The 26,602-nt window shown below is 50.5% G+C and carries 20 protein-coding genes; 7 read left to right on the forward strand and 13 right to left on the reverse strand.

The window, feature by feature from the left end; genetic code table 11:
- Positions 1–7: 7 nt before the first annotated feature.
- The 3 genes from EL633_RS18205 to EL633_RS18215 all read right to left on the reverse strand — a co-directional run bounded on the left by EL633_RS18205 (position 8) and on the right by EL633_RS18215 (position 2,944).
- A complete protein-coding gene (locus EL633_RS18205) occupies positions 8–574 on the reverse strand; it encodes a (2Fe-2S)-binding protein (protein WP_246039165.1) in 567 nt (188 codons plus the stop codon).
- 175 nt (positions 575–749) lie between these two features.
- Complete coding sequence (locus tag EL633_RS18210) at positions 750–1,619, reverse strand: FAD binding domain-containing protein (RefSeq protein WP_161982230.1); 870 nt, start codon at positions 1,617–1,619, stop codon at positions 750–752.
- Positions 1,616–2,944, reverse strand: a complete 1,329-nt coding sequence (locus EL633_RS18215; RefSeq protein WP_126628550.1) for an amidase — start codon at positions 2,942–2,944, stop codon at positions 1,616–1,618. The genes EL633_RS18210 and EL633_RS18215 overlap by 4 nt, the downstream gene beginning before the upstream one ends.
- A 244-nt stretch (positions 2,945–3,188) precedes the next feature.
- On the opposite strand from EL633_RS18215, the gene EL633_RS18220 reads away from it, so the two are divergent.
- Positions 3,189–4,001, forward strand: a complete 813-nt coding sequence (locus EL633_RS18220) for a cyclase family protein (RefSeq protein WP_126628551.1) — start codon at positions 3,189–3,191, stop codon at positions 3,999–4,001.
- Between the two features lie 360 nt (positions 4,002–4,361).
- The gene (locus EL633_RS18225; RefSeq protein ID WP_126628552.1) at positions 4,362–4,781 is read left to right on the forward strand and encodes a nitroreductase family deazaflavin-dependent oxidoreductase; all 420 of its coding nucleotides are present in this window, start codon (positions 4,362–4,364) and stop codon (positions 4,779–4,781) included.
- Between the two features lie 192 nt (positions 4,782–4,973).
- On the opposite strand, the gene EL633_RS18230 is transcribed toward EL633_RS18225, so the two are convergent.
- The 8 genes from EL633_RS18230 to EL633_RS36600 all read right to left on the reverse strand — a co-directional run bounded on the left by EL633_RS18230 (position 4,974) and on the right by EL633_RS36600 (position 14,884).
- On the reverse strand, positions 4,974–6,656 hold the full coding sequence (locus EL633_RS18230; RefSeq protein ID WP_161982231.1) for a serine/threonine protein kinase: 1,683 nt from the start codon (positions 6,654–6,656) through the stop codon (positions 4,974–4,976).
- Between the two features lie 50 nt (positions 6,657–6,706).
- Positions 6,707–8,386 carry a serine/threonine protein kinase gene (locus EL633_RS18235; protein WP_126628554.1) on the reverse strand — a complete coding sequence of 560 codons (1,680 nt, stop codon included), beginning with the start codon at positions 8,384–8,386 and terminating at the stop codon, positions 6,707–6,709.
- Between the two features lie 2 nt (positions 8,387–8,388).
- Positions 8,389–10,161, reverse strand: coding sequence for a serine/threonine protein kinase (locus EL633_RS18240; RefSeq protein ID WP_126628555.1), 1,773 nt, complete (start codon positions 10,159–10,161; stop codon positions 8,389–8,391).
- Between the two features lie 407 nt (positions 10,162–10,568).
- Positions 10,569–11,168: a dihydrofolate reductase family protein gene (locus EL633_RS18245; RefSeq protein ID WP_126628556.1), complete on the reverse strand. Its 600-nt coding sequence runs from the start codon at positions 11,166–11,168 to the stop codon at positions 10,569–10,571.
- A 201-nt stretch (positions 11,169–11,369) separates the two neighbouring features.
- The gene (locus EL633_RS18250; RefSeq protein ID WP_126628557.1) at positions 11,370–12,293 is read right to left on the reverse strand and encodes a carbohydrate ABC transporter permease; all 924 of its coding nucleotides are present in this window, start codon (positions 12,291–12,293) and stop codon (positions 11,370–11,372) included.
- Position 12,294: 1 nt separating this feature from the next.
- A complete protein-coding gene (locus EL633_RS18255; RefSeq protein WP_126628558.1) occupies positions 12,295–13,233 on the reverse strand; it encodes a carbohydrate ABC transporter permease in 939 nt (312 codons plus the stop codon).
- An 83-nt stretch (positions 13,234–13,316) separates the two neighbouring features.
- Complete coding sequence (locus EL633_RS18260) at positions 13,317–14,660, reverse strand: ABC transporter substrate-binding protein (RefSeq protein WP_126628559.1); 1,344 nt, start codon at positions 14,658–14,660, stop codon at positions 13,317–13,319.
- A gap of 74 nt (positions 14,661–14,734) precedes the next feature.
- The gene (locus tag EL633_RS36600) at positions 14,735–14,884 is read right to left on the reverse strand and encodes a hypothetical protein (RefSeq protein WP_161982232.1); all 150 of its coding nucleotides are present in this window, start codon (positions 14,882–14,884) and stop codon (positions 14,735–14,737) included.
- Positions 14,885–15,338: 454 nt separating this feature from the next.
- On the opposite strand from EL633_RS36600, the gene fxsT reads away from it, so the two are divergent.
- Entirely contained in the window at positions 15,339–17,732 is a 2,394-nt protein-coding gene (gene fxsT, locus EL633_RS18265) for an FxSxx-COOH system tetratricopeptide repeat protein (protein ID WP_126628560.1), read from the forward strand.
- 346 nt (positions 17,733–18,078) lie between these two features.
- Entirely contained in the window at positions 18,079–18,750 is a 672-nt protein-coding gene (locus tag EL633_RS18270; protein ID WP_126628561.1) for a peptidase C39 family protein, read from the forward strand.
- A 403-nt stretch (positions 18,751–19,153) separates the two neighbouring features.
- Here EL633_RS18270 and EL633_RS18275 read toward each other — a convergent pair whose 3' ends face one another.
- Both EL633_RS18275 and EL633_RS18280 read right to left on the reverse strand, forming a co-directional pair.
- On the reverse strand, positions 19,154–20,305 hold the full coding sequence (locus tag EL633_RS18275; protein WP_126628562.1) for a peptidoglycan recognition protein family protein: 1,152 nt from the start codon (positions 20,303–20,305) through the stop codon (positions 19,154–19,156).
- A 314-nt stretch (positions 20,306–20,619) separates the two neighbouring features.
- On the reverse strand, positions 20,620–21,720 hold the full coding sequence (locus EL633_RS18280) for a saccharopine dehydrogenase NADP-binding domain-containing protein (RefSeq protein ID WP_126628563.1): 1,101 nt from the start codon (positions 21,718–21,720) through the stop codon (positions 20,620–20,622).
- A 161-nt stretch (positions 21,721–21,881) separates the two neighbouring features.
- Between EL633_RS18280 and EL633_RS18285 the strand changes: the two genes are divergently transcribed.
- The 3 genes from EL633_RS18285 (at position 21,882) to EL633_RS18295 (ending at position 26,529) form a co-directional block, all read left to right on the forward strand.
- The gene (locus EL633_RS18285; protein ID WP_161982233.1) at positions 21,882–22,520 is read left to right on the forward strand and encodes a TetR/AcrR family transcriptional regulator; all 639 of its coding nucleotides are present in this window, start codon (positions 21,882–21,884) and stop codon (positions 22,518–22,520) included.
- Between the two features lie 303 nt (positions 22,521–22,823).
- Complete coding sequence (locus EL633_RS18290) at positions 22,824–23,306, forward strand: GNAT family N-acetyltransferase (protein WP_126628565.1); 483 nt, start codon at positions 22,824–22,826, stop codon at positions 23,304–23,306.
- A gap of 64 nt (positions 23,307–23,370) precedes the next feature.
- Entirely contained in the window at positions 23,371–26,529 is a 3,159-nt protein-coding gene (locus EL633_RS18295; protein ID WP_126628566.1) for a winged helix-turn-helix domain-containing protein, read from the forward strand.
- Positions 26,530–26,602 lie beyond the last annotated feature (73 nt).

Below are 26,602 nucleotides of genomic sequence, written 5' to 3' on the forward strand. Positions count from 1 at the left end.
TCACAATCTACGGGTTTTCGCCCGGCTGCTTATTTTCATGCTCATTGGAATCCATTGTTTCTTGCTCCGCCATAGACGCGGCCGCGCATTTGACTGCCGCCACGATATTTTGATAGCCGGTACAGCGACAGAGATTGCCGGAGAGTCCATGCCGAATCTCTTCTTCTGTTGGCATCGGATGTTCACGTAACAGTGCATGTACTGAGACAATAATGCCTGGTGTACAAAAGCCACATTGCAGCCCATGTTTCTCCTGGAATGCCTGTTGGATCGGATGCAATGGTTCTTGTGGTCCGGCGAAACCTTCAATGGTGGTGAGTTGCATATCATTGGCCTGCACCGCTAGCATCAGGCAGGAACGGACAGGCTCGCCATTGAGGAGGATGGTGCAGCAGCCACAGATACCATGCTCACATCCGACATGTGTCCCGGTAAGGTGCAGTTCGTGGCGCAAGAAATCCGAGAGCAGCAAGCGAGCGGGCACAAGCCGTTCATAGCACCGACCATTCACGGTCAGGCTAAGTGGGCACATATCACTTAAAGCTGCTCTGGGCGTTTGCTTGATCGTAACCATAATACAGACCTCCTCAAACATAATTCACAGTAGCGGCAGGGCTTGTCCCTGCTACCTGCCCAACGTACGACCAAGTCCAAGCCATACACGGGGCGCGCTTCGATCTGCCAGCCTCCGGAACACGTGTTTGAGCGGCAGATCATACGTGTACCGGTCGCAGGGACAAGCCCTGCCGTTACGTTTTGCGTTGCCAGGCGCTTTTCAGGACGCGTCTGGTTGCCTCTGCTGTCAGGGCGCGACGATATGTAGAGGTCGCATGGATATCACTGAGTTCATCATTGACCAGGTCTTCGGCGGCCTCCGCGGCGGCCTGCACTATTGTGTCATCAAGTGTTGTACCTGCCAGCATCTGCTCAATCTCATAGCCGCGCACAGGTGTTGTGGAGATGCCAAAATAGCTGATGCGTGCCGATTGGCACGTTCCCTCGGGTGTAGGTATCACGACGGCAATAGCGCCTGCGAGTGCATAGTCGCCAGCACGGCGCGCAAACTCGATGCAGGCCCAACCCGCCTGTGGCGGTAGCCAGGGAAAACGAATTTCCGTGAGGATCTCCCGGGCATCCAATGTGGTTGTGAGATAATCTATAAAAAATTGCTCGGCTTTGATGCTACGCTCACCAGCGCTACTACGGGCTACCACCTCACCATCCAGACAGCCAAGGAGTGCCGGCAACTCTGCGGCAGGATCGGCATGGGCAATACTGCCTGCCAGGGTGCCGCGATTACGGATTTGCATATGTCCAATATGTGCGATGGCTTCTATCAGGAGTGGATGTCGTTGCCGCACCAGTGCCGATTGTTCAACGCTGCGTTGCCGCACGGTGGCCCCGACCGCGAGATGGTCCTCTCTGGCGCTAATATAATCCAGCGCGCTAACACGGTTGATATCGATCAGATAAAGCGGGGCGGCCATGCGCATATTCAAGAGCGGGATCAGACTCTGTCCGCCCGCTAACACCTTTGCATCCGTGCCACATTGGTCTATCAATTCCAGCGCCTCATCCAGTACACCTGGCGCGCAGTACTGAAATGGTGGTGGTTTCATGTTGTGTATTCCTCGATGTATAACTGGCTGGCCAATATATCCGCCATGGGCGCGACCCATGCTAATAGCTGCTCATCCGTCATGGCCGCGCCCACGCACTGTAATCCAAGCGGCAACTTATTCGCCGCCAGTCCGGCCGGAACAGTAATCGCAGGTAATCCAGCATAGGTCCAGGGCAGATTCATCATTGGACTACCGGTCGATGCTAATCCCTCGGGTGCCGGGCCCTGCGTTGCGGGACAGACCCAGAGATCAATGTCTGCCTCCTTCATCTGAGCCTCTAAGACCTCGCGTAATAGCGCACGACCGGCCCGCCCTTGCGCACGTTCTTCGTCACTTACCGTCTGCCCTTCATGAAGCGCGGCCAGCGTTCGCGGTCGATAGAGCGTTTTGTAGCGCGCGAGCCATGGCGCATGTACCTGAGCCATTTCAGCGAAAACCATACGCATGTGTAGACGCTTGATCCTCTCGATATCGGGGAAAACGGATACACGACAGACGCGATAGCCGGCGTTTTTCAGGAGCGTCAACTGATCCTCGAAGGCCGTCAGAGCCTCATCTGAGGCCTGGGCAAGATAGGGTCCTTCAGGGACACCGAGTACAGGTACACGTTCAAGCGGGAGGCTATCTTCACCGCGCCAGTCACGGCACAGGATCGGGGCAACCAGGGAGCAGTCGGCGACGCTCTGCGTAAAATATCCGACATGCTCGACGGAGTCAGCGCATTGTACCAGGCCATCAATAGGAATGCGGCCGTACGTTGGCTTGAAGCCCACAATACCACAAAAGGCCGCCGGCCGAATCGTTGAGCCAATGACCTGGGTTCCCAGCGCCAGCGGACACAATCCCGCGGCGACCGCTGCCACCGAGCCACTACTGGAGCCACCTGGAGTATGTTTGAGGTTATGAGGATTGCGTGTCTCTCCTGGCTCAAAATAGGCAAATTCAGTGCTGACAGTCTTGCCAAGGATACAGGCACCGGCCGCTTTGAGCATACTGACACACGAAGCTTCGGCTCCTGCGAATAATTCTTCCGGCAATCGTGATCCTGCTCTGGTCGCAAAGCCATCGACACGAAAGGTATCTTTGATGCCCACAGGAATAGCATAAAGTGCCGGGCGGCTACCGGGATCAGGGAAACGCTTTTGCAAGGCAGCTATGTCAGCTTTCAAGCGACCACGGCGATCCTGCTCAGGCAAGAGCGCGTGTATCTGTGGATCAACCTCATCGAGCCGTTCGCAGATGGTAGCGATATACGCAAACGCATCCAGTTGACCACTACGAAGTGCAGCGGCGGTCGCCGTCAGTGATGTCGGAAGAATCAAAAGCTAACCTCCTCTTTACTACTACATCTAGCATACAAAGGCAGAAAAGCGCATAGTCTACGCACGTTTCAATAGTGTTTAAATACGTAAAAATGCAATATATTATAAGATAAGAGAATTAAAATAATGGCTGAGATGATATAATAAAAAGTATACCACTCATGCCGAAAGATACAACAGTAAAAAACACTGCTATCAACGTAAGAGCTATGGCGTTCAATCATGTAGTAGGGGAGGACCCGAGATGAAGCAGCTTGATCTGAGTAACATGCGTGTGCTTGATCTCTCACAGAACTGGGACATGCATACACCTGGCTTTGCAACCTATGAAGGCCCAACGATTAAATGGATCAAACGGGTTGCCTTTGATAAAGTAGGCGGTCAGCATATCTCATCCACACTGCACGTGGGCACACACCTGGACGCGCCGCTGCACTTTCTGACAAATGGACAGGATATTGGCAGTATTCCCCTGGATAAACTGGTTGGTCCTGCGGTAGTAGTGGACCTTGAAACGCTGGGTCTTGGTGATTACGATATTTATACCTCGGCCCACTTTGAGCAATGGGAGCGCAAAACCGGACTACGTATTCAGCCCCACGATATCGTGGTTGTCCACACCGGTTATCACAAATACTATCCCAGCAACTGGTATGGTGAAACGCAAGCGGATGAGACCCGCTACTTCATCAAGCATCCTGGCCCAACCCGCGAGTTCGTTAACTGGGTCCTGGAGCGCCAGATCTCCTGGTTTGCCATTGATGCCGGTTCAATGGATCATCCAATGAACACCGTTATTCGCAAGGTGCGCCCCGACCTGGCCATAAAGTGCGCGCAGAAACTGGGCCAACCCCTTGAAGAGATCTGGCCCGACGACGATCTGCAAATCATGCACTATGCTATGTTTCCCCATGGCGTCTTCCACGTAGAAAATGCCGGTGGCATGATCGACGAAGTCCTCGACCAACGCGTATGGATTGGCTGCTTCCCCTGGAAATTCAACGGCGGTGAAGCAGCCTTCTGTCGCCTTGTCGCCTTCGTTGAGCATCAGCAATGAACCCAATAAGTGTTTGTTGTCTACTCTCACCGTGGAGCGTACAGCCAGCCGCACTCGGGCCCTGACGGGCCCATATTTTTTTTAACTGTGATGTGAAATTGTGCGCGGTGCGCACAATTTCACACCACAGTTAAAAATTTCTGGACGCTCCGAAGGAGGTCTAACGCTTTTGCGTGTGCCCGTCAGGGCCCGAGTGTGACTGCTTGTATGTTCCTTACCGAGCATCGCCAACAAACACCATTTAACAGCGCAGCAGCTCAGCACTATGTGGTAGGATACATGGTGTAACGAGATATATTTTCTCTTACGGTGAGATATATTGAGCAGCAGGTCATCTATCCGTGCATAAGGAGTGTTTGCATGAATGAGTATAAAGATTTCAACAAGCAATTGATTGCTGAGTTCCGTGCCAACGGCGGGAAAATAACCTCGGGCCAATTTGCCGGAGCGCCCTTGATCTTGCTTACCACCGTAGGCGCCAAAAGCGGCCAGCCACATACATCACCGGTAGCCTATATTCCAGATGGCGACCGTATCCTGATCGTGGCCTCTAAAGCGGGGGCGCCAACTCATCCTGATTGGTATCACAATCTGGTCGCCAATCCTCGCGTTACTGTTGAACTGGGGAGCGAGCGTTTTGAGGCGCAGGCTACGGTACCCCAGGGGGAGGAGCGGGATCGCCTCTTCAACCACATCGTATCGCAGATGTCGGGCTTCGGTGAGTATCAGAAAAATACCACACGTATCATTCCAGTCGTGGTATTGGAGCGTATAAAATAATCCTGCTCGTGAGGACACATTCGTAGCCAGCAAAACATATTGGTCGGCAGATAATACAAAGTAGCGGCAGGTCTTGTACCTGCGACCACTTCACGTACGAAACGCCCTCAGACACGTGATCGTGTGCATGATCGTACGTCTACAGGTCGCAGGTACAAGACCTGCCGCTACTGCTTTTTTTGTTTTTACGTGCTATAACTTCCATATTCTGGCATTGCGGAAGTTTACTTGCGTTGCGACATTGTTGTTATTTGACATGTAGAGGCCCAGGATGCCAGTAGTCAATGTGGCATCCTGGACCGTCAGCATGTATTTCTTATTCAAGTAAAGATAAAAAGCTTGCTCATAGGCAACGATGGTAAGCAGATTATACGTATGTGCGTTGACGGGTGCAACGGTATCCTGCAAATCTTCTAGAAGATTTTGATTGTTATTATCATGATAGATGGCCATATCCAGGTAAGATGATGAACCATTTGCTGTCAATATTGCCAGATAAAAATGATTCCCGGCGTTATTCGAACGGAAAGCAATACCGGCCATATTGCCTTTGATGATATTCATTTCGACTTCAAAGGCAAAATTATGCAACGTATTTTGGCGTTCAGTGCAGATGAGGTCAGAGTAAACGCCCGAGTTCTGCATATGATAGGTGCCGTTAGCAAAGGTGCAGCTAGAGGTCTTTTTCTGTGTATTTTGCCATGTACTTGTGAGTGCATTGCTAATGAATGGACTGCCACTGGTCGCGGCTGTGTAAATTCCTTGTGGCGATTTGGCTGTGAAGGTGGCAACCGCATGTTGTGTGCCTCTGACACTCATGGTCTGTGTGGCCGCTCGGCTGGTGCTAAGCGTGGAGGTAGCTTGTCGGGTAAAAGGGAAGAGCCCGGTATTGTAACTGAGGATACCTCCACTCGTGAGCAGGACAAGCAGGATCAGGCTAATGGTCAGCCATACAGTAAGGCTGCGTTTTTTGCGTGTTTGCTGATCTGGTGATAGTGGCTGTGTAAGTGCTATCTGGTTGACGTTATTCCGGGTAGTAGTATCCGGTGATGGTACTGGCTCAAGGACTTGTTCTAATGCGTGGGCGAATGCCGTTACACTACTGAAACGGTGTTCAGGTTCCTGGGCCAGTGCAGTTGTAAGTATCCTTATGACCTCGGTTGAGACGGAGGACATTTTTGTGTCCAGTGTGATTGGTGTAAAGGTTGTCTGTTGCGACAATTGGCCGGAAGTGTCCTGAAAAGGAAGCTCTCCACTTAACCATTCATAGACAACCACGGCCAGGGCATATTGATCACTAGCTGGACCGGGATTTCCCTGACGTTGTTCCGGTGCCACATACATCAATTCTCCGGATTCTTCTTCGCGGTTCTTGAGATCCTGGTCCAGGGTATCAATGGACAGGCTGAAGTCGCTGAGTAGCACACGAATCCTGGATGCGAGCCACATATGCTCTGGTCTGACCGCGCGATGGCTTAAGCCTTGATCGTGAATGTATTGTAGTGCCGTGGCGATTTGTTTGACATAGGAGCTAACATGGACCTCTGAAACGCGTGTGCCTCTGGGATGGATCTGGCGTAATGTGCCGTCAGGTGTATAATCGGTGACCAGGAAAGGAATCTTGTCCTCCACGCCAAATTCCAACACACGCACAATATTAGGATGCTTCAACTGTGCAAATCTGCGCGTCTCTGCAAGGAACTCTTCTAGCACTTCCGGTTGGAGTTGTGCGCGCAACACTTTAATCGCGGCTAATGTTTTTAGAAAGATATGTTCTCCCAGATACACATCCGTCGCAAGATTATGACGCAACAGACGGAGTAACCGGTAATTTCCAAGTTGTTTTCCTATGCGCTCTTCTACCAAATCGGCCATAGCTGTAGATCCTTTACAATGCTTGTGACTGGTGGAAAACCTGTATGGCGTTATAGATTCCATACCTGCAGATTTTTAAACGTGACCTCAAGAACCTGGTTGGCCGCATTGCCCTGGCTAAACAGGCCGATGGTGCCAGATAGGGAAGTTGTGTCTTGTGCGCTACCAACGAATTGTTTGTTGATATATAAGGCAATCGTAGAGCCGCGTGCAATGACCGTCAGAAGATTGGTCTGATGCAGGCCCGTCTTAATGGCCGTGCTCTGATGCTGGAGCAATGTCTTCAAGGGAGAAGAAGAGAATTGTCCATCAATATAGGTTATCTTTCTCACACTCAGGCTGAATTGGCCTTGTGCGGTGACGGTAAAATAGTAGACGCCACCGTTCGGGTCAGGTAATAATTCGTTGCGAAAAATCAGGCCGCCATTGGTCCCCTGAATAATGGTCATCTCCGCCTGATAAGCGAAGTCGTTGAGGTTTGTATAGGCTGTGTTACAGAGTGCAACCCCCTTGTTTGCTACGTGAAGGGTATTGTCCTGAAACTTGCAGGTATTAGCGGTGCCATTCTGCCATGCCAGGGGGCCCTCTGCGCGTAAAGAGTCCTGTATTTGCGGCTCTCCCCGGGTCGCGTTACTATACAATGCATACATGTCTGGTGGTGTGTTTGTCTTCATGGGCTGGTTGTTATGCAATAACGAGAATGCCAGAATACTTCCAATGACCAGAAGCAGAGCCACAACAGGCAATATAATTTTGAGTTTGCGTGCTGAAGATTGAACGTGTGATTTGCTGGACGCATACCCTTGCTGCTGAACCGGTGCTGTCAGCACCGGTGTTTTATAGGCCGTACTTGCGCGTACAGCGGTAGAACAAGTTGCGTCGGCACCATCGTTGCTGTCACCCTGCGCAGCGGCCTCCAGGGCATGCGCAAAGTCCTGGACGCTGGAGAAGCGCTGTTGTGGGTCTTTTGCCAGGACCTTTAAGACCACGCGATCGACGCTAGCTGGAATGTCAGGGTTGCGCTCTTTCAATGAAGTGGGAGGCGCAAGCATATGTTGGGTAGCAATAGACGTAAATGATCCAGTGAAGAGGCGCTGGCCGCATAACCATTCATAGACAACCACGCCAAGTGCGTACTGGTCGCTAGCCTGCGTCGGCTGTCCCATCAGCTGTTCAGGGGCCATATATGTGACCGTCCCGGCGACCTCCTGCGCATCCTGTCGTTGTGACCCCTTGATCATCAGAGCGATACCGAAATCGCTGAGTAGAACTTCGCCATGCGTACCTAGCAGCATATTTTCCGGCTTGATATCGCGATGCACCAGATGCTGCTCATGGGCATATTGTAATGCCGCGGCTACCTGCTTAAATGAAGGTAAAATGTGTGTCAGCGGCATGGCGTTTCCCCTGGGAAAGCGTTCACGCAGCGTTCCATCAGGGGCGTATTCCATAACCAGGTAAGGAATATTGCCATCCTTCAGACCAAATTCCAGCACGCGCACAATGTATTCGTGTTGCAGATGCGCCACTGTACGTGCTTCAGCATAAAATCTTTCCTGTTCGTCATCTGATAAGCGGGTCTGCAAGATTTTGATGGCGGCCTGAGTCTTCAGATAGATATGTTCACCAAGATAGACCTCGGCAAAGCCTCCTCTTCCTATCAGTCTGGTAAGGCGATAGTTGCCAAATTCCTGTCCTATGTAGGTATTTACGCTGACCTCTTCCGACATCGCTATAAACTCCAAACTGTCAGGTTATTGAATGCCACTTCTGTGGATTCAGGCAAGCTTCTTGCCAGCAGGCCAATGTAGCCGCTTGTCGCGGATGAATCGACAACACTGGCAATATACTGTTTGTTTATATAGAGTGCGATTTGTTTTTCCTGCGCAATCACACACAGCAGGTTGGGTTGATTCAGACCAGTTTTGATGACTGGACTACTTCTATAGAGCAGGGTTTTATAGTGATGGCCATTAATGGCCCATAGATTATAGGATCCATTGCGATTTACACTAAAAATATACATGAAGACCTGTTGATTTGCGGCACTGAAGCGGAAGTATAGTCCACCTTCATTACCACGTAGAATGATCATCTGGACCTGATAGCCAATGTTGTGGAAGCTGCTGTTCACACTGCTGCCACAGAATCCCTCGGCATATGGGATCAGCGCGCTTGTATGATAGGCGCCTTTTGCAAACAGACAGCTACGATCTTTCCTTGTATCATTGGCCCATCCGTTTACATTCTGCTTGAGTGGATCTGTAAGCGCTGGTTTGCTACTCGCTACCTGCTCATACTTGCGCTGCCATGCTGCTGCATTGGGTAGGGCATTATTGGTCAGGATTGGCCCTTGAGGATGTACCTTGCGATCTGGTTGGTTGGTGCTGATGTTTACATAGGCAAAAGTAAGTCCGCTGACAACTATCAGTAGTGCGAGAAGAGAGAGCATTATCAGCAGAGCACGCGATAGCCGCCGCTGGTTTTTTACGATTTTTGTTGGTGGCTGTGTGATAACCTCCATTGATAATTGAGACACGTGCTTTTGTGCTGGCCGATGATCAGTACGCAGTGTTGGTTGTTCCTCTCTATACGTTGGTTGTGGCTCTATGGGAGAGGAGACAGGTTTGATCTGCTGGTAGGCGCCGGATGGGCGCCAGCCTGAGGGGGCTCTGAAGGTTCCTGCTACATCCAGTATGGCCTGCTCAAAGGCATCTGCGAATGCTTGTACGCTCTCAAAACGTTGTTCAGGACGCTTGGCCAGAGCACGTAGAATAACCGCCTCAACTTCGGGAGAGACGGCGGGCGTTTTTATGGTTGGTGGTGGGGCCATAACCTGCTGGCTGGCGATCTCGGTGAAGGTACCGTGAAATGGATAATCTCCGCTAAGCCATTCATAGAGCACGATGCCTAAGGCATACTGATCGCTGGCGGCCACAGGTCTACCTTGCAAAACCTCTGGCGCCATATAAGCAACCGTGCCGGCGATAGCTTGCATATTTTGTGCGCGCGAACTCTGTGTTCCCAGTGCCATACCAAAATCACTGAGCAAGACCTCACCATGAGTATCCAGCAGCATATTTTCTGGTTTTATATCGCGATGCATGATATGCGCCTGGTGGGCAAACTGTAGTGCGGCCGCCACTTGCTTGATCGCAGGTAAGACTGTGATGGGTGTGAGATGGGTATGTCTGCGATAACGCTCTCGCAAGCTCCCATTGGCTGCATAATCCATGACCAGAAAAGGAGTTCCCTCCTGCACACCCAACTCAAGTATTGAGACAATATTGGGATGTTTAAGATTAGCGATGGTACGTGCCTCGTACAGAAAATCTTGCTGATCTTCTCTGGCAAGTTGCATCGATAAGACTTTGATCGCTACCAACGTTTTGAGATAAACATGTTCGCCAAGATACACTTCCGCGAACCCGCCCTGCCCTATGACCTGTTTCAATTGATAGTTGCCGAGTCGCTGACCCGTTAGATCTCCAGTTGAACTGGCCATCAAAACCTCTTTTCCTATTACATATGAGGATTTCAAGGAAACAGAGAATTACAAGTTTTCTGGCGCAAGGAACCTGCTATGTATGAAAAATTCCTCTACTCTTATTGTATGTCTGCACTTTAATCCCGTCAAGACTTCTGCGCACACAGCAGGGTTTTTTAATTTTCCTCTTCCTGGCGCCTACGGCGCCGGAGTCTGGTGTGGTGTGTGTTCTATGGGCGGCCGCGGCCGCCCATAGAACACACACCACACCAGAAATACTCTGTATATGATTTGCCTGACAGTTACTCCCGGCTGAAAATGAAAAAGCCCTGCGCACAAAGAGGCGCCTCATCCTACTTTTCAGGATGAGGCGCCTCTTTGTGCGCGATTCTGTACTACGTTTGGGCTTGTTATATTGTGAGCGTTCAGGCAAATGATCCTGTTTGTATTTTGCCTGCGCGTTTGAAGGTCGCAGCTATCACTCCATGTGGTGACATTTGAGAATCAGTCAGGGTGTAGGATGCTGGCAGCGTCCCGCTGTGAAAGAGGCGTTTTCCTGTACCGATTGTCACTGGAAATATTTTGAGCCAGAATTCATCGATCAGGTCATAACTTAATAAGGTCTGGATGAGATCACTACTCCCATGTACCTGTATGTCTGGACCATCCTGTTGTTTGAGATGCTTGATTTCATCTACGATGTTATGTTTTAAAAAGACTGATTTATTCCATTCATGTGAGGTAAGTGTATTTGAAGCCACATATTTGGTGGCTTTATTGATGCCCGGGCCTTCTTCCTCATGATCTGGCCAATATGAGGCAAATAGCTCAAACGTTTTTCTGCCTAAGAGCAGATCAAAGGGCCGGCCCATTTGCTCTTCCATGATCTTGCCAAGGAACTCATCAAAATAGGGAACTGTCCAGCCGCCATAGCTAAAGTTTCCACTGGTATCTTCTGTTGGACCGCCAGGTCCTTGCATGATGCCGTCAAGTGTGACGAACGTCAGGACGATGATTCTTCTCATTTGCCATATTCCTCTATGAATTGATCTAGCTGCACAATAAATAGGCTCTGGCAACGTATTCTTTGTCGTTCTTGCAAATATGGTAAAAGCTCAACCTCTCTTTTTGCGCGCGGGAAAAGAAGAGCTACGAAGCGCAAAACCTGGCAAGAGGTAGCCTGTCTCTTGCCAGGTTTTGAGGGTGGATAGAGGATGGTTGAAGAATTATCCTTTGACGCTACCAGCACCCAGGCCGCCGCGCCAGAAGCGTTGCAGGAGGATACAGCCGATGAGCAATGGGATTGAGGAGACCAGGGCCCCGGTTACGATCAGGGGATAGAGGAAGTTATTCGCTCCACCCGTGGTGATATTCCAGGTCTCCAGGCCGACCGAGATCGGGAAGAGATTTTGATTGCTTAGCATGATCAATGGCAGGAAGTAGTTGTTCCAGATCGCTACGAACTGGAACAGCAGGATCGTCACCAGTGCAGGGACCATGAGTCGCATCGCTACCGTTAAGAACGTGTGAAACTCGCTCGCTCCATCGATGCGGGCCGCTTCCAGGAGTTCATCGGGTACGGACGACGCTACATAGATGCGTGAGAGATAGACCCCAAAGGGACTGACGAGGCTGGGTAAGAGGACCGACCAGATGGTGTTGGTCAGGCCTACTCCGCTCATCATCAAGTATAATGGCAACGCCAGCGCTGTTGCCGGAATCAGGATAGATCCCAGGATCGCCGCGAAGATAAGGTCGCGACCATGGAAATCATATTTTGCCAGGGCGTAGCCAGCCATGGCCGCCAGGAACGTGCCGACAATCGAGCCTACTCCTGCGTAGAGCAAGGTATTGAGTAGCCAGCGTACATAGAGGCCATCGCTGTAGGTGAACAACTGCTGCAGGTTGCTCCACAGATTAAAGCTGGAAGAGAACCAGAGGCCAAAGGTGTTGAACAGATCTCCCGTGTTCTTGGTTGCCGAGACGATTAACCAGAAGAAAGGAATCAGGAAGTAGAGCGCGCAGATGATCAGGAATGTCATTGCCCCTATGCTGCTGCCAGAAAACTGGCGCGAACCCGGGCTTTTGACCTGCGTGGCTGCCTTTTCCTGACCGATGGACACAGGAATTGAAGAGGTTTGTTGACTCATTTTACACTCCTGCCTGGCGTCGTGTCACGCGCAAGAAGCCGAAAGAGAAGACGAAGGTTATCAGGGCCAGTATTACCGATAACGCGGCCGCATAATAGTAATTGTTGTAAGAGAAAGCGGCATTGTAGGCATACAGTACCGGCGTGAAGGATGTTGAAATGTTAATTGAGATCGCCGAGAGTACCTGTGGTTCTGCGAAGAGTTGCAGGGTGCCGATGATCGAGAAAACGCCCGTTAGAACCAGGGCCGGGGCTACCAGGGGGACTTTGATGAACCGGGCGATGTTCAATCCCGAACAGCCATCCAGGCGCGCGGACTCATAAATCTCCTGGGGGATGGCCTGCAGGGCCGCAAAGATAATCAGCATATTGTAGCCGGTCCAGGACCAGATGGCGATGTTTGCGATTGACCAGAGCACAGTGCTATAGCCCAGGAAGTCCGGTGCCGGTAAATTCAGCGCCTGCAATCCTTTGACAATGGGTGAGAGGGCTGGATCATAGAGGTAGCCCCACAGCAGGGCGGCGATAATGCCGGGTACCGCATAGGGTACGAAGAAGGCCAGGCGGAACAAGGACTTGAGGCGTACCACCGTTGAGTCCAGCAGCAGAGCCAGCACAAGTGCTAAAAGCAACATAATTGGGACCTGGACAATGCCATAAAGCAGCATGCGACCGAGGCTGGAATAGAATTTTGTGTCGCTGAGCACCGCCCCATAGTTGCTCAAGCCGCTGAAGCCAACGCTGGCCCCGCTCAGTCCCAGTCCGGTACGTTGGAAATGGAAGGTACTCTGGACGATGGCATAGAGGATAGGGACGATAAAGAACAGGATAAAGAGTAGTCCGAATGGAAGTATAAACAGGTAGGGTGTCAGTCGTCGTTTCCAGGGGGTAGCATGTGCCGTTCCCCGAGTGGACGCACGGGAAGTTGTTGCGAGTGCCATTGCTTTTTTCTCCTATCCTTTGCGTGCCGCGCCTTCAGCTCAGAAGGCGCGGCAGTTGTCTATGAGATAGCAGCGTTCCTTGCTCAGGAACGGACATTAAAGCCCTGGTTTTGCATGAACAGAATTGTGCTCTGCTGAACTGAATTCAGCCCGTTCGGCAGAGTATCCTGATCATTGACAGCACCAGCAAAATTATCACCGAAATCGTTGTACACCTGGTTAATGGTTGGTCCCCACTGATAGGTGGCATTCACATGTTCTGAGGCACTTTTAAACATAGCACCAACGTTCTGATTGCCAAAGAAAGCCTGGGGGCCGTTCACGAGGGGCGAGTCTAGATTTGCTTCGCTGGCGGGATAAATGGCATTTCCCTTGATCATCTCTTCAACGGCCTGTTTATTGGTATTGAGCCACATGGCGAACTCGGCGGCCTCTTTCGGATGTTTGGTGTTATTGAACACGGTGGTCGTTGACCCGCCCCAGTTGCCATTGGCATACTGGCCTTCCTCCCACTGCGGAAGGGGAGCTACGCGCCATTTGCCCTCCGTCTGTGGAGCATTAGGCTTGATGGTACCCGCACCCCAGGCAGCAGAAATCCAGGTCGCCAGGGTGCCGGTTCCCAGATCGTGATACCAGGCATCCGCGAAGTCCGGCTCGGTCTTGATGAGTTTCTTGCTGAGCAGACCCTGCCAGTAAGATGCGACTTTCTGGGCCTGGGGATTATTAACGGCAACCTTCCAGGACTGGCCATCAATGCTGAACATCTGGCCGCCAGCCTGCCACACAAGCCCATTGAACCATCCAGGGTCCCTGGCCGGGAAATCGGTAATATATGCGCTGGGGTCGGCGGCATGGAGTTTGACGGCGTCATCGGCATACTGAGCCCAGGTGGTAGGCACGGGCAGGTTATATTTTTGGAAGAGGTCAGCCCGATAGTACAGAACCAGAGGGCCGGTGTCCTGCGGGATGGCATAGACTGAATTGCCTAGCGATACCTGATTCCATGTCCAGGGCACAAACTGACTTTTGAGCGAGTTCGCACCATATTTGGAAAGATCGATCAAGGCGCCAGTTGTTTCAAAGGTTGGTAGAATCTGATACTCGATCTGCGCCATGTCAGGTTCGTTATTGGCTTTGATCGCTGTATAGAGCTTATTGTATTCGTTTGCACCACCGCCTACATTGACCACATTCACGTGTATATCTGGATGGAGCTTATTGTACAGGGCGGCCGCCTTATCGACACCGGCAACCCAGTTCCAGAACGTCAGGGTGACCGGGCCTCCAGACGTGCTACTACCAGTAGAACCTGATCCCGGACTGGTACTCGGGCTACTATCACACGCAGACAGTATTCCGAGCAGTAACGCAGCCAGTAACACTAACGGTACAACTTTCAGCTTTGAAAATGCAAAATGATCTGGCATGGTGATTTCCTTTCACCTTTGAGCGTATGGGCAAACTGAATTACAACCATAGTATGGATGAAGATGGGGGGTTTTTACTGGAAGGGTACCTCAGAGAGAGAAAAGATACCATTCACATGATGAGAGCGTGGTTCGTCGAGGTAGTGCTGAACCGGACACTTATTGTGGCAGGAGGCGGTTGCAAAGATATGACCACCAACCAGCACTGTACAGATCGTCGTCATGTATACCTCCACCAGTAATGGCCACCGTGGATGAAGCGACGAAATACGTAGACAACAACATTGTTGAACATGAAATACAGAATATATAAATTATACCAGATTAAGATAAATGAGTCAATGTTGGATTTTTTAATGCATTGATGGGTTTATGGTATGTACATAGAACAAATGAGTTGCTTGAACGTAGCGTTCATTGAGATTACTTTGCTGGATGAAGTTGGCGATGTCTGAGTTTAAGGGCTTATCGTTTGGGGTGACCAGCCCTTACCATTGGACTGGCCAATGTATGCTTACTGTTTGGGAAGCCGCCATGGATGAACCTGCCCAAAAGATAGCCAACGTATATCCATTCCAGGATCTCTTTGCAATTTACATCCCAATGTACTGCTCTTGTATTTTTTTGCGGCTTTTGTTATACTCATGGCAGTCTAAATAGGGAAGGAGGAAGGTTTAAATGATGTTAAAGCAGAAAAGGCACCATGCACCAAATTTGAAGCTGCGCCAAGCACGTGAAGCACGCAATTGGACGCAGCTAGAGGTGGCAGATGCTCTTGGAACCACAAAGCTCGTCGTAGGGCGCTGGGAACGCGGAGAACGTACCCCTCGGCGTTTCTATTGGACTCGCTTGTGTGAGTTGTTTGGCAAAACTGCTGTTGAGCTAGGGCTGCAGGTTGAGGTAACGCAAGCAACTATCCCACAAGATGACGCAGAAGTGGCGAATTTACCTATCTGGAATATCCCTTACAGCCGCAATCCATTTTTTACTGGTCGAGCGGAGATCTTACAGACTCTTCATGAACGGCTCAACCAGGATCATACACTGGCACTTACACAATCCTGGGCTCTTAGTGGACTAGGTGGCATTGGTAAAACTCAGGTAGCGCTTGAATATGCGTATCAACATCGCCAGGATTATCGTTTCGTATTTTGGGTAAGTGCTGCGACACAGGAAAGCCTTCGCACTGGTTTGGTAACTATTGCAGAGACTTTGCAACTTCCAGAGAAGGAAGAGCGTGATCAAAATCGGGTAATTCAAGCGGTCAAGCAATGGTTTGTTTCCCATAAAGGATGGCTGTTAATTCTGGACAATGCGGATGATATTACCGCTATCTATGATGTTATACCAAGCGGACAACCGGGACACCTGCTCTTTACTACCCGCGCACAAGCGTTAGGATCATTGGCACAACGGATCGAGATTGAGACGATGGGGATGGTCGAAGGAACGCTATTCCTATTGCGTCGAGCCAAGTTCCTGTCTTCTGAGGCTTCGCTTGATCAAGTGGCTGAAGCAGACCTTGCAGCAGCCGAAGCTATCGTCATCGAAATGGATTTTCTTCCGCTCGCGCTTGATCAAGCTGGAGCTTATATTGAAGAAGTTGGATGTAGCCTCGCTGCCTACCTGGAGCTTTATCGAGTACATCGTAAGGAACTCCTGGGGCGGCGAAGTCACATACCAACTGATCACCCTGAGTCGGTGACAACGACGTTGTCTCTCTCTTTTCAGAAAGTTGAGCAGGCGAATCTTATTGCGGCTAATCTATTACGCCTCTGTGCTTTTTTGGAGCCTGATGCTATCCCTGAAGAACTCGTTAGCGAAGGTAGAGATCCCGCTTTTTCAGCCTTAAATCCGCTGTTGTTGGATGAGGCTATCAAAGAATTGCGTATATTCTCTCTGCTACGAAGGGATGCCGGAACCAGGACATTGCGTATCCATCGCCTGGTGCAAGCGGTTCTCAAAGATGGTATGGAAGCCTCAGAACAACAGCAATGGGCAGAGCGAGCGATAAGGATGACGAATGCCATATTTCCTGCGAGTGTGGAGGCGACAAACTGGTCACATTGTCTGCGTTATCTTTCCCAGGCTCAGAATTGTGCAGGCTTGATCCAAAGCTACCAGGTTATGTTAGAGGAGGCGCCATCTTTGCTCCTTCGTACTGCAAACTATTTACAGGATCATGCGCTTTATGAGCAAGCTGAACCCTTGTACCAGCAAGCCCTGCGTATTCAAGAGCAGAGTTTAGAGCCGAACCATTCTGAGATCGCTCAGGTTTGCCACTTTTTAAGCAGCCTTTACAGCCAAAAAGGGCAATACGAGCAAGCAGTGCCACTTTGCCAGCGAGCCTTACAGATCCGAGAAAAATGTTTGGGGTTGGATCATCCTGATGTAGGAGCTTCACTCAATCGATTGGCAACACTTTTTGCGATGCAGGGGAAATATGAGCAAGCAGAGCCCTTGTTCAAGCAATCCATACACACGTTTGAACAGGCGTTGGGATCTGACCATCTCGAACTGGCAATTCCTATTGATGGATTAGCAATCCTTTGGACCACCCAGAAGAAATACGAGCAAGCAGGCCCCCTTTTCCATAGGGCCTTGAATATCCGTGAACAAGTTTTGGGAACTGAACATCCTGATATGGCTGCTTCACTTAATAATATTGCTTCATTTTATGAAGAGCAGAATCAAGATGAGAATGCAGAGGTATTCTTTCTGCGGGCACTGCACATTTGGGAGCAATCATTAGGAGTCAATCATCCTTACCTGGCCTACCCGCTGAATGGGTTAGCAAATATTTACCGTAAACAGCAGAAATATCCGCAAGCGGATTCATTCTATCTACGAGCTTTACGCATTAAAGAAAATATTCGAGCACAAGATTCCCCTGACCTGGCGCAATTATTGTGTGATTTGGCGGCATTGCGGCAAGAGCAAGGCAATCTTATGGAGGCGAAATCATTGTACCAACGTGCTCTGACCATAAAGGAGCAGATCTTTGGTATGCAGCATCAGGAAACAGTAGCTACTCGTGCTGACTATTTTGAGGTACTTCAGCGTATGGAATAAGAGCAAAAGATTAAATATATGTAAAAGCGGCAAATATATCTAAGGAATAAAAACAGCATTTACCATCTATGTTGTAAATGCTGTTTTTCTTTGTATTTTTGGATGGAATGATGAATGAACATGGAGAACAGAAAATGAGAATATGTTATGTATATACATCCCATTGGGTATCCATTAATGGATCCATTAATGGATACCCAATGGCTATTTGTTTTGGATGGCTGAGCGGGCATACTGATGGAGTAAGACATTAGCGTGTCGTACGCCTCTTGAGCATTTGTGAATGCATATATATTGATTTAAAAATATATACAGTGAAAGAGGCAAAAATGTAAAGGGCATGTAGATGAATAAGAGTATCGTTACAATGAAGCGGTGCAAAGCAGGATTATTCACGTTTTTATTAGGTTTACTTGTTTTGGGCAACATCTTTGCCGTCCATGCACCAGCGCATGCAGCTTCAGCCTCAGTTAAATCAAGTGTCGTGCCTCACTACTCTGTACAGGTCCCTTATTATAGCCAGTATCAGCGACAATTGACCCAGAACAATGATTGTGGGCCGGCCGCAGTAGCTATGGTTGAAGCAGCTTTTCATAAGGGTCCCCACACCAATATTGCTGCGGTGCGCAGTGTTATCGGTGGCTCTGGTGACACTGGCTTTGCGGATCTTGAAAGAGCGATAAGTTACTATAAATCGTCTTATACAGAGATTACGAATGCTAAATCACCCCAGCCGGCTGCGCAGATTCTGCAGATCCAGAATGCGACAAAGTCAGGTCATCCAGTAATTGCCTTAATCAATGCATATGATTTTGGCCGTAACTACGATGGGCATTGGATCGTTATTACTGGCTACAATCCCACCAGAAATATCTTCTATATCAATGACCCTGATGATCAGACTGCAAAATCTAGCAACTGGATTGTCGGTGGCCCCATCCAGGTAGCTTATAATACTGTTAGTCAAGCCTTATATGATGCTCCTACAGGTTCTTATGGGATCATTGTGAATAACTAGCAGAAACGCTACTATGAAAATTTTGATGATCTGAAGTCCTTAGCGTACAAAACATTGTGGACGGTTCCCGGCATGCATCCCTTGTTATCCATCTTTCATGACGAAATACCTGGGAGATGAATAACAAGGGATCTGTATATTCTTATCTACAGCTAGTTTAACAATGTATTCTTTATCGCTCTTTCAAATCCAGCAAAAGCTTATCTTTTATGCAGGATAAGGAAGGGATAATCCACTGTTTCGAGCCAGAGATCACAACATACATGATGGAAGCAAATCACTGAGTGAGGGGTTCTCACATCGAAGCAGGGATGCAAGGTAAGGCGGATGCAGCTACATAGTTAGAGCCGCTTCCGCCTTGCCACAGAACGGTGGCGCCACGAAATTCGCCGTGGGCTTTTATTTAAATGAATTCGCGGTGCAGGTTGCCGCCGACGGCGACGCACCAGGTGTTGAGATCAACGTTGCCCAGAGGCAGGATGAAGTGCATCAACTGCAGTTTGCGCACAGCTTTGATAGTGGCCTGATCAAATGTGCCGCTCACGGTCACGTCATAGCCGTTGCGCTTGAGCAGACTCTGCAGGGCGGTTACCAGGTCCCCGGTGCTGCCAAAGTGCAAAGGCTCGACCAGCGCCTCCCAGGTCTGGTTATTGACGTGTCCGTCAACCGCGATCTGTTGATCGGTCTGGAACTGGCGTACAACCGTATCGGTGTCGGTGTCGAAGTCTCCACTGACATCGAGGGTATAGCCCTTATTTTTGAGCAGATATTGAATGGTCTGGACTACCACTCCGCTGGTGCGCTCGCGATGATCGGGCCAGGTGCGCGCCGGAATATTCTGGATCTGCTTCAGGCGCCACGCGATACGTCGGCGGAACGCGGGCAGCATCGAATAGAATCTCTGGCCAGGGCAGTCGGTATCAGTGAAGTCCCAGTGTCCGAAAATATTATTGGCGTTGAGGCCGTATTGTTGGCAGATGTATACGCAGAGATCTTCGAGTGAGTCCAGCAGCGCGTCCGGTGGAGTTTCGGTAAAATAAGTGCCCTCGTTCTCAATACCGATGGCCTCCGTGTTCAGTCCGGGACAGTGCGCGCTGACGATGTGCTCGTTGCCGTTCTGCAGGGCCTCCAGACTGCGATGGCGTCCCTCCAGGATATAGCCGCCACGGGTCACCGTAAAGTGTTGGCCCGTATCGATCCATCCATTGGTATCCATGTGCAGGTCCTGAATATCATGCGCCAGCTTGTAGGCCTGCTGCATAGAGTAATCGGTTGTATTAGGGAATTCAGTGTGGTGGATGATGATCTCTTTACTCTTAATATTCAGCACCGTGACCGGAGAAACTGGTGGGCGCGCTCCCCAGGTATCGCAACCGATGATCGAGGGAGTTCCGTGGGCCGCCGCCTGTGCCACCTTTGGATCATGTACCAGGCTCCAGACCTCGGTTCCACCCATTGCTAACGAGGTGGCAACACCAACACCAAGTTTGAGCACCGTGCGCCGCTTCACACCATCATTGTGTGATCCATCGGCGGCTATTACATCCTTGTCCATGCTACAAAGTTCCTTTCCAACATGCGATGAAATAAAACTGCTAGCCACATCCAAATGTATAGTGGTCTATATGACTTAAAGTATATACTATAATATGTATGTGTACAAGCTATTTGAAGAGCAGATCGCATAAAGGGTGCTAGCGAGAAACGAGTATGTTTTTAAAGCATGCAGCACTCGCAGGTTTTTTTTGTAACTGGCCAAAAGGATGAAGCAATCTCCGGCGGCGAACCCTATTCACATATAGAGGTGAACACAGGAAGCTCCGTGTTCACCTCTACATGTGATACTCAAAAAGTCCTATCCTTTCTTTACTATAAAGAATGTACAGGTGAAGTGGTGACCAGAAATGTACCGCCGACAGCTTCGGCTAGCTCCGGCCCGAAGAGCGCTCCAGGGGTATATGCTCCTGGCCGACCTTTGTCCTGAAGCAGCCGGTCAGCAACTGTGGCTGCCACCGCGGCGGTAAACGCCTGGCCCTCGCCGGCGCGCAGCCAGCCTTGCTGCTCGGTCCCGTCGGACCATTGCACAGAGGCGTGTCCCCATGAGTATTCCCGCGGACGTTCCCGCGAGGAGAATTTGAGGCGGGCAAGCTGGTGTTTGGCGAAGGTGCGTAGCAGCTTTATATGTGATAGCGCGATTACCAATGGCAGAATCACACGGACAGCAGGACCCATCGGTGCCTCGCTGGAGGCGGACAGTACATTGGGCGCTCCGCTGGCTCGCTGTGCCGCGATCAGTTCGCCAAATGGCACGCTGGCGGTGGCGACACTTGAGCCATCAGGAAGGGTAATGTTAAGCTGGTTGCTACTAACCTGGTTACGCACGAGGCGGCCATGCTTGTAGCAGCGTCCTCCATAGGGCAGGCTATCAATGATGGTTGCGGCCAGGGCTTCACCAAACATTCCTGCCTCAATCTCAACTGAGGCCAGCGCGTCTGTGCGCACGCGATCAGGAGTCGGACGATCCTGACACAGTTTCAAAACAACGCTCTCGGTAGCCAGCACGCCGAATCCAGCTCCTGTTACCAGCGTGCGGCCAGCAGCGACCGCTTGCTCATGCAGATCAAGTAGCGCGGATACGGAGATCACATCGTTTGCCAGATCGATGTAGTGACTGTAGGGCAGGCAAGCGCGCGCAATCAGTGGTGTCGTTTCAGTGAAAGGACCGATAGTGTTGATGACGAGAGCTGGCCTCTGCCGGCTTATCTCAGTCGCAACGGCCTCAGGTGAAGCGGCGACAACAGCCCTTGGCTCTGTATCAAGGCTTGCGGCCAGCTGACCCAGGCGCTTTTCGTCCCGCCCAACCAGCGTAGGTGTAACGTTTCCCTCAACGAGACGAGCGGCTACGGCGCGTCCTACGCGACCGGTGGCGCCCAAAATCCATACCTCGTTTGTTAAGCGACTCTGTGACATATTTCACTCCTTGTGGTATGACCACACCATATGCTGTCTATCATAGCAACAACTTGTTGCAAAGACATCAACTTGTTACAATAGACAGTGTAGTTTGGACAATAGTTACAGAACAAGCATCAATGTTTGTCACTTGTTACTTATGCAACAAAGGGGGAAAAATGTCGCACACAGCACAGACCGACCTGCGCATTCGGCGCACCCATAAATTCTTGCAAGAGGCGATGATTGAACTGATCGCCGAGAAAGGCTTCGAGGCCATCACAGTGGGCGATATTGCCGAACGGGCCATGATCAACCGAGCCACCTTCTACCGCCATTATCAGGATAAATATGATCTGGTGGCTGGGATCTTTGAGGAAACAGCCAACTACCTGATGGAGCATATGAATCCCATGCACAAAGATCCTGCTGAGAAAGAGGCAGAGATTCCACCAGAGATCTGGGTCCAATTCTTCGAGCATGTGGCTGACCATGCCCGACTGTACAAAGCGATGTTGGGGAACAACGGGAGCCCGTGGTTTGCGGCCAGGATGCGTGAGCACACGATAAAGCTCATGCTTGAGAAAGAAAAATCCATGAAACAACTGGTGGCGCCAGATACACTGACTGCTTCAGCCATGCCCGAAGGACTGGCTCTTACGCAGCTCTCCCATGTCCTGATCGGTACCATCGTCTGGTGGCTAGAGAGCGAAAAGCGCTATACGCCTAAACAAATGGCCACCTGGTTCCACCGCTTTGCGTTCTACGGCTATCTCTCCGCACTCGGCTCTGAAACTCCGACGCCCCGGAAGAAGTGACGGTCCCCAGTGTAGACCAGGGGAGAAAGGGCATGGCGATCACGATCCTGGTCGTTACGTTGAAAGTATTGTGGGTAGCCCCACACGTATATATCATGTTTTTGGGGCTTTCTCCTCATTCCCAAACAGTGGCTTTGCGTTGATCAATACCGCATTTGACAGCCTGTCTCGCTTTTGGTAAAGTCTCTCCCAAAGAGGAGGGTCGCTCAAAGCAAGCGGTTGCTTCGCCAGGTTGCTATCAAGTAGATATGGGGCCCTGTAACCACTATTAGTAAAAGATTATGACAAAAAAGGAGTATAAAAATGAGCATATTGATTCGATCTATGACCGATAAAGATATAGAACCTATTGTTCAGCTATCACTATTAGCCTGGGCCCCCGTGTTTGAGTCATTCCAGCAAGTACTGGGTGAGCGTATCTATACATTGATGTATCCTGATTGGAAAAAGCAGCAGCAAGAAGTGGTTGAAAAGTATTGTCGTGACGGGCAGACCAGCGTCTATGTCGCGGATGTAGACGGGCATGTGGCTGGATTTATTACCTACACAATCAATGACGAAAACCAAACAGGGGAAGTTGATCTGCTGGCCGTCCATCCCGACTATCAAAATCGTGGTATCGGGACCGCATTGAATACCTTTGTGTTTGAGAGGATGAAAGAACGCGGGGTAAAGCTCGCCGTCGTTGGGACGGGTGGCGATCCAGGCCATGCGCCCGCGAGAAGAGCATACGAGAAGGTTGGCTACATCGGCTTACCATTAATGCGCTATTATAAAGATCTATAGCCTCAATGGTATACTCAGCTTATCTGTTAGGTAAGAGCCATACATAGCAAGGATTGTGAGGACTATGGCCAAAGCTCCATTGCACCTGTTGATCTTCTCTCCACAAGAGCAACGTTATATCGTCACTAATGGCTCTCTTGTCCTTATGCCTGAGATTACTGCTTCTCAAGAAAACTGGGTGCAGTGGCTCAACACTATTTCGTCTTTCGCTTTTCAAAACCTGGCAGGTGAACGCTATACGGTACGGAAGGAGCGGCTCCAGCGTGGCGATGCTTATTGGTATGCCTATCGTTCTATCCAGGGGCGCACCAAAAAGCGTTATCTTGGCCGTACTGCTGACCTCACGATTGCGCGCCTGGAAGAGGTTAGTGCCCGCTTTACACTAGCGGAACACGATGTTCCCAGATCCGTCCCTGTGCATGCGCAGCTTCAGATTTTGGAAACCAAACTGCATCCTCCCCGCCTTCCCGCTATCCTGATCGATCGTCCACGCTTGCTGGACGTACTGGATAATGGGCGTAGCCAGAAACTCACCCTGCTCTGCGCTCCAGCTGGTTTCGGCAAGACCACACTTGTTCTCCAATGGATTGCCCGTTTAAAGGAACAGGTCAATGTACAGCAGGATGTCTCAACTGTGGCCTGGCTGGCGCTGGATCGTGGTGATAATGATCCGGCGCGTTTCTGGTTCTCACTGATTCGGGCCTGCCAGATGGTTCATGCGCAGTTGGGACAGGCTGCTCTGGCACAGCTTGTTCAGGTTCCGCAATGGCCTTTTCCACCACTGCACCTTGAGATGATCCTGACCCTCCTGCTCAATGATCTGGCGCGCTCAGATTCTCCGACGGTATTGGTCGTGGAGGATTATCACCTTATCGAGTATGCGCGTCTCCATGAAAGCATGACCTTTTTTATCGAACACCTGCCTGCTTACTTGCATCTGATCATCCTCACACGTAGTGAGCCACCCCTTCCGTTGGTACGCTGGCGTGCTAGCGGCGACCTGCTAGACTTACAGAGTACCGGCTTGCGTTTCTCGGTGGAGGAAAGCAGGCTCTTCTTTCAACAAGCAATCCCCCAGTCCCTCTCCTCTGAGGTGGTAAACCGGCTTGATAGGCGACTAGAGGGCTGGGCCGCGGGACTGCGCCTGATCGCACTGAACTGGCAGCATCATCGGTCTGCGCAAGCAATCGAGGAGGCGCTCTCGCACCTGGAACTGGGATTGGCATCCAACCAATTTATTCAAGAGTTCTTCTTGCACGAAGTCCTGGCTTCTGAAGCAGCCTCTCTCCAGCTCTTCTTGCTCCAGACCAGCATCCTGGACCGTCTGACTGGTTCTCTCTGTGATGCAGTGACTGGTAGACGAGACAGCGCCGAGTACCTGGAGAGAGTTCTTCGTTCAGGTTTTTTTATGGAGGCATTGGAGGGTGACGCGCTTGCGCAGGTGTGGTATCGCTATCATGGTCTCTGGGCCTCGACAATGCGGTCTGAGGCCGCCCAGCGCCTGGGCGAAGATGCATTGCGTGAGTTGGCTCTCAAAGCCAGCTATTGGTATGCAGCGCACGCTATGCCAGTCGAGGCGATCGAGGCTGCCTTATCCGCACAGGCATTTGAGCAGGCCGCATCCTTTATCGCACAACTTAATGCGAGCACATATTTTTCTGAGCACGACACCATGTGCCACTGGCTGGAACAGTTGCCTGAGGAGACATTACGTACGCATCCAATCTTATGTTTCCTTTTCGTCCAGGCTCGGTTCTTCTCTGACCCTCTTCAATTGGGTTGGGAACAGGCTGATCATCATCTTCAAGTGGTGGAAGAGTGGGCACAGCAGCAAAAAAATTTAGCATTGCTCAGCGCCATTGCCTCTTTACGTGCAACTTTACGTATGAATTATGGTCATAGCTATCTTGCCTCTGCTGCTGATTACGCTCGCCATGCGCTCCAATTTCTGCCAATCGACGTAGCGCAAGGAAACAAGACTATGGAGCGGCAACCCGGTGTGTGGATCGACTGGCGTATTGGTAGTCTCATTGTTATTGGTGGCGAATGTATGCAAGAGGGATACTTTGAGCAAGCCCGACAACATTTTCTTGAGGCATACATCCAGCGTTCGGGTAGCGGGGATGGCATCTTTACCAACGCGATCGGGATGATGCTTGGCGATACTTGTATTGAAGCAGGTGAATTGCATCAGGCAGCCTCGTACTATCAGCAGATGCTCGTGGAGAGTGATGGGCCAGAAGACGTACTGTATCAAGCCGCAGCCACCTGTGGATTGGCCCGGATCTCCTATGAGTGGAACCAGATAGATGCAGCGTGGAAGCAGCTTGAGGCATCAGAGCAATTGGTGCAAAAGACCTTTGAATACTATAGTGATCACCTCTGGATCGAGGAAGCACGCACAAATGTGGAAATCTTGAAAGTCCTCTTACTCCATGAACGTGGAGAGAAAGTCCGCGTGCAGCAGCATCTGAGTACTCTTTTTGTGCGCCTGCAGGCCGTTTCATCCCCTAATATCCTCCTTCTTATTCCGGAAGTTTTGACTGTGCAAGCGCGATTACAGATCAAGGATGATGATCTGACTGCCGCTGCGCGTACACTTGATGTACTCGCTGGCTATGAACAAAGCACATTTACCCTGCAGCAAGAAGCGCTACACCTTCTCCATGTACGCCTGAGGCTTGCACAAGGAGAGGGAGAAACAGTCCTGCCTATCCTGGAGCAACTTCTCACCTCGTCTCGAGAAAAAAAACACTCCCGTCGTGCCTTTGAAATTCAGCTTCTGTTAGCACAAACATATTTTGTTCTCAAACAGAAGAAGCTGGCTCACCAGCAACTTTCCCTGGTTCTTGCACAAGCGCGACATGAGGGTTTCATGCGCCTTTTCCTCGATGAAGGCAACCCGCTAGCCCTTCTCCTGCGTTCTCTGCTACCCACCCTTACCGAGCAACCTCTACGAAGCTATGCACAAAGCATTCTGCAAGCTTTTATAGCCTCACGCCGTTTTACCACAGATCCAGCTAAGCCATTTGATGCCCTTTCAGCCCAGGAACAGCGGGTTCTCACTCTGCTGGTGGCTGGACGGAGTAATCCAGAGATTGCTGAGATGCTCATAGTCTCTGTCAATACGGTCAAAGCTCATATCAAAAGCCTTTATCGCAAGCTTGGTGTCACCAATCGTGTAGAGGCGGGTGAGGTTGCCCGCCGCGACCAACTTATCTAGCAATTTACCCTCATAATTACCCGGTTGGGGAATAGGCAGCCGCACATTAGTTACGTATACTCTGGACATAGAT

The sequence above is a fragment of the Dictyobacter alpinus genome (assembly GCF_003967575.1).
GTDB classification, from domain to species: Bacteria; Chloroflexota; Ktedonobacteria; order Ktedonobacterales; family Ktedonobacteraceae; genus Dictyobacter; species Dictyobacter alpinus.

Excerpts from the sequence above, each read along its gene's own strand:
- EL633_RS18260 (WP_126628559.1), bottom strand. The coding sequence starts at position 14,660 with ATGCCAGATCATTTTGCATTTTCAAAGCTGAAAGTTGTACCGTTAGTG.
- EL633_RS18240 (WP_126628555.1), bottom strand. The coding sequence starts at position 10,161 with ATGGCCAGTTCAACTGGAGATCTAACGGGTCAGCGACTCGGCAACTAT.
- EL633_RS18210 (WP_161982230.1), bottom strand. The coding sequence starts at position 1,619 with ATGAAACCACCACCATTTCAGTACTGCGCGCCAGGTGTACTGGATGAG.
- EL633_RS18295 (WP_126628566.1), top strand. The coding sequence starts at position 23,371 with ATGGCCAAAGCTCCATTGCACCTGTTGATCTTCTCTCCACAAGAGCAA.
- EL633_RS18280 (WP_126628563.1), bottom strand. The coding sequence starts at position 21,720 with ATGTCACAGAGTCGCTTAACAAACGAGGTATGGATTTTGGGCGCCACC.
- EL633_RS18230 (WP_161982231.1), bottom strand. The coding sequence starts at position 6,656 with ATGGCCGATTTGGTAGAAGAGCGCATAGGAAAACAACTTGGAAATTAC.
- EL633_RS18235 (WP_126628554.1), bottom strand. The coding sequence starts at position 8,386 with ATGTCGGAAGAGGTCAGCGTAAATACCTACATAGGACAGGAATTTGGC.
- EL633_RS18250 (WP_126628557.1), bottom strand. The coding sequence starts at position 12,293 with ATGAGTCAACAAACCTCTTCAATTCCTGTGTCCATCGGTCAGGAAAAG.
- EL633_RS18275 (WP_126628562.1), bottom strand. The coding sequence starts at position 20,305 with ATGGACAAGGATGTAATAGCCGCCGATGGATCACACAATGATGGTGTG.
- fxsT (WP_126628560.1), top strand. The coding sequence starts at position 15,339 with ATGATGTTAAAGCAGAAAAGGCACCATGCACCAAATTTGAAGCTGCGC.
- EL633_RS18255 (WP_126628558.1), bottom strand. The coding sequence starts at position 13,233 with ATGGCACTCGCAACAACTTCCCGTGCGTCCACTCGGGGAACGGCACAT.
- EL633_RS18290 (WP_126628565.1), top strand. The coding sequence starts at position 22,824 with ATGAGCATATTGATTCGATCTATGACCGATAAAGATATAGAACCTATT.
- EL633_RS36600 (WP_161982232.1), bottom strand. The coding sequence starts at position 14,884 with ATGACGACGATCTGTACAGTGCTGGTTGGTGGTCATATCTTTGCAACC.
- EL633_RS18220 (WP_126628551.1), top strand. The coding sequence starts at position 3,189 with ATGAAGCAGCTTGATCTGAGTAACATGCGTGTGCTTGATCTCTCACAG.
- EL633_RS18270 (WP_126628561.1), top strand. The coding sequence starts at position 18,079 with ATGAATAAGAGTATCGTTACAATGAAGCGGTGCAAAGCAGGATTATTC.
- EL633_RS18205 (WP_246039165.1), bottom strand. The coding sequence starts at position 574 with ATGGTTACGATCAAGCAAACGCCCAGAGCAGCTTTAAGTGATATGTGC.
- EL633_RS18285 (WP_161982233.1), top strand. The coding sequence starts at position 21,882 with ATGTCGCACACAGCACAGACCGACCTGCGCATTCGGCGCACCCATAAA.
- EL633_RS18245 (WP_126628556.1), bottom strand. The coding sequence starts at position 11,168 with ATGAGAAGAATCATCGTCCTGACGTTCGTCACACTTGACGGCATCATG.
- EL633_RS18225 (WP_126628552.1), top strand. The coding sequence starts at position 4,362 with ATGAATGAGTATAAAGATTTCAACAAGCAATTGATTGCTGAGTTCCGT.